The sequence below is a fragment of the Kitasatospora sp. NPDC057936 genome, from assembly GCF_042887525.1.
Taxonomy (GTDB): domain Bacteria; phylum Actinomycetota; class Actinomycetes; order Streptomycetales; family Streptomycetaceae; genus Kitasatospora.
Genome location: NZ_JBHVPD010000185.1, coordinates 1 through 6,243 on the forward strand (window position 1 = coordinate 1; position 6,243 = coordinate 6,243).

A 6,243-nucleotide genomic window follows, 5' to 3' on the forward strand; every position below is an offset into this window, starting at 1 on the left:
CCGCGAGGTCTCCGCCGACCTCACCCAGGACTGGCTGCCCACCCTCGAAGCCGCCGGCTTCGACCGCACCCGCCCCACCCTGTGGATCGCCGAGGGGCTGACGTTCTTCCTCACCGAAGACCAGGTCTCCGGCCTGCTCACCCTGCTCGCCTCGGCCTCCGTCCCCGGCAGCCGCCTCGCGTTCGACATGCTCGGCCGGGCCCAGCTGCGCAGCCCGTTCGCCAAGACCTTCCTCGACGCCCTGGCCGCCGACGGCACCCCGTGGGTCTTCGGGACCGACGAGCCCGAGGAGTTCCTGACCGCCAACGGCTGGAAGGCCGTCGACGTCAGCGAGCCCGGCCAGCCCGGCGCCGGCGAGGGCCGCTGGCCCTACGACGTCCAGCCGCGCGACCGCCGCGGCGCCAACCGGCTCTGGCTCGTCCGCGCCGAGATCGCGGCCGCGTGATGAGCGAGCGGACGGCGGAGCGCCGGATCACGCTGGAACGGATCGAGTCGTACGCGCCCGAGCGCAGCGTGCGGATCGAGGAGCTCGGGGAGCACCTCGGTCTGCGCCGCGGTGATCTGGGGGTGTTCCGCAAGTTCTACGGTCTCGACCGGCTGCGGTACGACCCGCAGCTGCCGCTGCTGGACCTGTTGCGGCCGGCCGCGCGCGCGGCGCTGGCCGCCCTGCCCGACGACGGACACGTCGACTACCTCGCCTACGCCCACGTCACCCAGGCCGTCGCCCCGGCCGACACCGACATGGCCCAGGTCGTGCGCGACGACCTCGGACTCACCGGCGCCGAGGCCTTCGGACTGAGCCACCAGGCCTGCGTCAGCAGCCTCGGCGCGATCGAGATCCTCGGCAACCTGCTGCGCGCCGAAGGCCGCGAAGGCGCCCACGCCCTCATGGTCACCGGTGAGCAGGCCTACTCCCCCATCGTGCAACTGGTCCCCAACACGGCGATCATGGCCGACGCCGCGGCTTCCTGCCTGCTCACCCTGGACGGCGACGGCGACATCGTCCGCGCCTTCACCACCCGCACCCTCGGCGAGTACGCCCGCTGGCTGGAGCTCACCCCCGAACAGAGCACCGAGTACGGCGAGCAGTACGCCGCCAGAATCGCCGAGGTCATCCACCAGGCGCTGGCGGAAGCCGGGTTGACCTTCGACGACGTCGACCTCGTCATCCCCCACAACGTCAACAAGCTCGCCTGGCGCCAGACCGTCAAGGAACTCGGCATCGACCAGGACAAGGTCTTCCTCGACAACGTCCCCGTCTACAGCCACACCTTCGCCGCCGACGTCTTCCTCAACTACACCACCCTGCGCGACACCGGCCGGCTCACCGACGGCGCGCACTACCTCCTGGTCTCCGTCGGCCTCGGCGCCACCTTCGGCGCCATGGTCATCACCCACCGCACCCCGGGAGGCAGCCGGTGAACCGTCAGGACGTGCTGATCACCATCGAGAAGGCGCTGAGCGAGGTCCTGGAGCGACCGATCACCGGGCTGACCGAGGACACCGCGCTCTTCGACGACCTGCGGCTCGACTCCTCGTCCGTCCTCGGGCTGCTGATGACCGTCGAGGAGGCCACCGGGATCGCGGTGGACCCGGACGACCTCGACATCGACCACCTGCGCACCATGCGCTCGTTCGCCGACTACGTCGAGGCCGCGCTGCGGCGGGAAGAGGGGACCTCATGACCGCGCTGGCCCTGCGCGCAGCCACCGCCGTACGCGCCCCGGCCGACCCCGGCCCGGGCGAGGACGACCCCGCCCTGCTCGCCTACTTCACCGACCTCCTCGCCCCCTTCGGGCAGAAACCCGACCAGGACCTCTACCGCGGCGGCGCCCACCTCCACCACCGGGACCTCGTCGACCTCCTCCTGGCCGCCGACGAGGCCGTCGCGGCCGCCCGGCCCGACCTCGCGATCGTCGCCCACGCCCTGCCCGACCTCGCCCCCTTCACCGCCACCGCCCCCTACCTCACCGCCCGGCTCGGCGGCCGGGCCACCAACTTCGCCCTCACCGAACAGGGCCTCGCCGCGCCCTTCACGGCCCTGCGCATCGCCGCCGCCTACCAGGAGGCCGGCCGGGCCGCCGAGGTCGCCGTCGCCGTCCTCGAACAGACCACCCTGCCCACGCCGTACCCCCTGACGCCGCTGGTCGACTCCGCCGCGCTCCTGGTCCTCCGCGCGGACGCCGGCCCCGGCCCGCGGTTCGCCGGCGCCCACTCCGCCGACCACGCCGGCCCGGCCCTGGCCGCCCGACTCGACGGTCCGGACGCGGACGGCACCCTCCTCGTCCTCGGCCCCCACGTCACCGACGACATCCCCGACCACCCCGCCGTCCACCGCGCCGAACCCGGCAGCTACTGCACCGGCGTCTGGCTCGAACTCGCGCGCCACTGGCAGGACTGGCAGCACGCCCACCGCCGCGTCGTCCTCTGCGACACCGACCCCCGCACCGGCCGCACCCACCTGGCCGTGTTCGCCGACGGCGAGGAGTGACCCGGGTCCACCCGCACCCGCCCGGCGCCGCCACCCGTGGAGGGCCCGGCTCCGGCAGACAACGGACGAGGCAACCGAAGGGACGGCAGGAACAGGATGACCACGGTCAACGAGCAGAGCATCAGGCTGGATTCCGCACGAGCCGGGACGGGCCCGGCCACCTGGGGGCAGCGGGCGATCTGGGGGGTCGTCACCCGGCTCGGCGACGACGCCCCCCGGTACAACCTGCCCACCGAGCTCCCCGTCACCCCGCCCCGCCCCGCCGCCCGCGTCCTCGCGGACCTGACGGAGCTGCTCCACCTCCACGACAGCCTGCACACCAGGCTGCTGCCGGCCGGTGAGGACGGGCTGGAACAGGTCGTGGACGGCAGCGGCGAACTCCCCGTCGAGGTCCGGCGGTGCGCCGCGGCCGAGGCGCCGGAGGCCGGTGCCGCGCTGCTCAAGGAGCTGGCCGGACGCCCCTTCGACCACACCCGGGAATGGCCGCTGAGGGTCGGCCTCGTCGAGTGCGAGGGGCTGGTCCACCGGCTGGTCCTGACCGGTTCGCACGCCGGCATGGACTACTGGGGCCTCGTCCGGCTGCTGCGCGACCTCCGGTCGATCGAGGCGGGCGAGTCGGCCGAGTCGCTGCGCCGGTCCCGCCCCGCCCTCCAGCCGCTGGACGCCGCGGCGGTCCAGGCCTCGCCGCTCGGCCGCCGCCGGGACGAGGCCGCCCGCCGCTACTGGTGCGAGCAACTGGCCGCCGGCCCCCGGCGGATCTTCCGGGAGCCCGCCGCGCCGGAGCTCGCCGCCGATCCGGACCGGCTGTTCCCCAACGCGCTGCTGCGCTCGCCCGCGCTGGCCGTCGCCGTCGAGCGGGTGGCCGAGCACCTGGAGGTGAGTGACGCCGCGGTGCTGCTGGGCGCGGCCTCGCACCAGCTGGCCCGGATGTCCGGCAGCGACGACGTGCTGTTCCAGGTGGTCGTGGGCAACCGCTTCCAGCCGGCCGCCACCGCGGCGGTCAGCACGGTGGCGCAGGAGGCGCTGTTCCGGCTCCCGGACGCGGGCCGGGACTTCGTGGACGCGGTACGGCGGACGCGGTCCGTCTCGTTCGGCGCGTTCCGGCACGCCGCGTACGACAAGTGGGCGCTGGAGCGGGAGGTGGCACGGCTGGTCGAACGGGGGGAGGCGGCCGACCACTCGTACTGGTGGAACGACACCCGGGACCCGGGCAGCGGGCCGTTCGACACCGTCGAGCGGCCGGAGGACGCACTGGGCGAGCTGGCCGGCCGCACCGAGCTGAGCTGGCCGACGGACTTCCCGGCCCGGGTGAACGTCTCGATGGCGGTGGACGTGCTGACCGCCCCGGGCGCCCTGGACCTCGCGATGACGGCCGACCCGGCGGTGCTCGGCCGCGCCGGGATGGAGCAGTTCCTGCGGGGCGTCGAGCAGTTGATCGTCGCCGAGGCGCTCGCGCTGGGGGACGAGTGAGCGCGCGCTACGCGGGAATCGCCTGGACGGGCGCGGGCTACGAGGTCGAGGTCGTCGACGGCGCCGGCCGCAGGGCGGCCGAGCCGAGCCGCTGGGGAGCTGCGGCCGTCACCGGACTCATCTCCCTGATACGGGATTTGAGCTCGGACGACGAACCGGTGGCCGTGGTGCTCGACAGCACCAACGGACTGCTCGACGGCCCGATGACGGCGGCCGGCCTGGAGGTGTACCGCGCGGACCCCTGGGTACTGCCGCCCCGGCCGCGGTTCGGCTCCGTACCGGCCGCACGCCTGGCGGAGCAGGCCAGGACCGCGCCCGGCACGCTGGCACGGGTGACCGCCGAGGGCGGCAGCCTGACCGGCCGGGCCGACGAGTTCCACGAGGTCGTCCGGCGCAGCGAGCCGACCCGGGCCGCCCTGGTGGCCGCCGGCCGCTGGTTCGAGCACGGTCCGCGGGACGCCCCGCGGGTCGCGCTCACCTTCGACGACGGCCCCGATCCGGTGCACACCCGGCGGGTGCTGGAGATCCTGGACCGCTACGGGGTGCGGGCGACGTTCTTCTGCGTCGGCCACCACGCCGCGGCGCTGCCCGACGAGGTGCGCCGGATCGCCGACGCCGGCCACGAGGTGGGCAACCACTCCTGGTCCCACCCCTTCCTGGCCGATCTGACGGCCGATCAGTTGCGCGAGCAGCTCGACCGCACGGCGGAGGCGGTGGCCCGGGCCACCGGCACGGCCCCGACCCGGTTCCGCCCGCCGTACGGCGCGCTGAGCCCCGAGGTGCCGGCCGTCCTGGAGGACCACCCGGCCACCCTGACCATGTTCGACGTGGACTCCCGCGACTGGACGCGGCCGGGGCCGGAGCGCATCGCGGCGACCGTCCTGGAGTCCGCCGGCCCCGGATCGGTGGTGCTGATGCACGAGGGCGCCGGCGACCGCGGCCAGACCGTCCAGGCCCTCCCGTCGATCGTCGAGGGCCTGCTCGACCGCGGCCTGGAACCGGTCACCGTCGGGGAGCTCGACCCGCCGCCCGTCACCCGACCCTGAACACCACGATCCACCAGCGGAGGACTGAACAGTCATGGAAGAACGCTTGACCGAGCACGCCCCCGCGGCCGCGTCCGCGCGGGTGGAGGACCGGCCCGCCGAGGCGCCGGCGAGCACCGAACCGGCGATCTGGTCCCGTAACTTCCGCTACTACTTCACCGCCCGCAGCGCGGGCCTGCTCAGCTGGGCCATGCTCCCGGTCGCCGTCTCGGCCGGCCTGCTCAGCGGCGGCTACGGCCTGAACGCCGCCGGCTACTCGATGGCCTTCCTGGTGGGCCCGTTCGCCGGCCTGGTGCTGTTCGGCGGCGTCCTCGCCGACCGCTTCACCGCCCGCCGCATGATGATCGCCGCCGACCTGACGAACCTCGTCGCCCACGTGCTGCTCGCGTTCCTGTTCATCCACGGCATCGACCACCTGTGGCAGCTGTACACCCTGCTCGTGGTGGCCGGCACCGCCAACGCCATGTTCCAGCCCGGCGCCTCCTCGACCGTCCCCCTCGTCTCCCGCGACGTCCAGGGCGCCAACGGCGTCCTGCGCACCTCCGAGGCCCTCACCGGCCTCGGTGGCCCGGCCCTGGCCGGCGCCATGGTCGGCCTCGGCGCCACCGGCTGGGTCATGGTGATCTCCGCCCTCGCCTACGGGACCAGCGCGGTCTGTCTGCTCACCCTGCGCCTCGGCGTGGTGCCCGCCCCGCCGGCCGGCGAGAGCCTGTGGCACAACCTGGCCGTCGGCTGGCGGGAGTTCCGCTCCCGCAGCTGGCTGTGGGGCGTCATCGTCATCTGGATGGTCTTCGCGGTGCTCTCCTGGGGTCCGCAGCTGTCGGTCGCCGCCGGCGTCATCGTCCCCGAGCACGGCGCCACCGCCTTCGGCCTGATCAACTGCGCCCTCGGCGCGGGCACCGTGGCGGGCGGCCTGCTCGCGATCCGCTACAAGCCCGAACGCCCCCTGGCCGCCGGTGCGGTGGCGATGCTCGCCTACCCGCTCTACCCGCTCGGCATCGTCCTGGACTGGTCCGTCTGGCTGCTCGCCGCCGCCCAGTTCGCGGTCGGCGTCGGCATCGGCGTGTGGGGCGTCATGTGGGCCACCAGCGTCCAGACCCAGGTCCCCGGCGAGGTCCTCAACCGCGTCCACGCCTACGAAGTCGCCGGCTCCGTCGGCATGTACCCCATCGGCAGCGCCCTCGCCGGCCCCGCCGTCGGCGCCTTCGGCACCGACCGGGTCCTCCAGGTCGGCGT

The 6,243-nt window shown here is 74.3% G+C and carries 7 protein-coding genes; all 7 read left to right on the top strand.

Annotated elements, in window-relative coordinates; all coding sequences use genetic code 11:
• On the top strand, positions 1-445 hold a 445-nt coding region (locus ACFVU9_RS45075; RefSeq protein WP_387603823.1), incomplete at its 5' end, for a class I SAM-dependent methyltransferase.
• Positions 445-1,422: a 3-oxoacyl-[acyl-carrier-protein] synthase III C-terminal domain-containing protein gene (locus ACFVU9_RS45080; protein WP_387603826.1), complete on the top strand. Its 978-nt coding sequence runs from the start codon at positions 445-447 to the stop codon at positions 1,420-1,422. The genes ACFVU9_RS45075 and ACFVU9_RS45080, both read left to right, overlap by 1 nt.
• The gene (locus ACFVU9_RS45085; RefSeq protein WP_359970354.1) at positions 1,419-1,685 is read left to right on the top strand and encodes an acyl carrier protein; all 267 of its coding nucleotides are present in this window, start codon (positions 1,419-1,421) and stop codon (positions 1,683-1,685) included. The genes ACFVU9_RS45080 and ACFVU9_RS45085 overlap by 4 nt, the downstream gene beginning before the upstream one ends.
• The gene (locus ACFVU9_RS45090) at positions 1,682-2,491 is read left to right on the top strand and encodes a hypothetical protein (protein ID WP_387603830.1); all 810 of its coding nucleotides are present in this window, start codon (positions 1,682-1,684) and stop codon (positions 2,489-2,491) included. The genes ACFVU9_RS45085 and ACFVU9_RS45090 overlap by 4 nt, the downstream gene beginning before the upstream one ends.
• Before the next feature lie 96 nt (positions 2,492-2,587).
• On the top strand, positions 2,588-3,961 hold the full coding sequence (locus tag ACFVU9_RS45095; protein ID WP_387603832.1) for a condensation domain-containing protein: 1,374 nt from the start codon (positions 2,588-2,590) through the stop codon (positions 3,959-3,961).
• Positions 3,958-5,007: a polysaccharide deacetylase family protein gene (locus ACFVU9_RS45100; RefSeq protein WP_380503975.1), complete on the top strand. Its 1,050-nt coding sequence runs from the start codon at positions 3,958-3,960 to the stop codon at positions 5,005-5,007. The genes ACFVU9_RS45095 and ACFVU9_RS45100 overlap by 4 nt, the downstream gene beginning before the upstream one ends.
• 34 nt (positions 5,008-5,041) lie before the next feature.
• Positions 5,042-6,243 (top strand): MFS transporter (locus ACFVU9_RS45105; protein WP_387603836.1); only part of this gene is annotated, 1,202 nt, incomplete at its 3' end.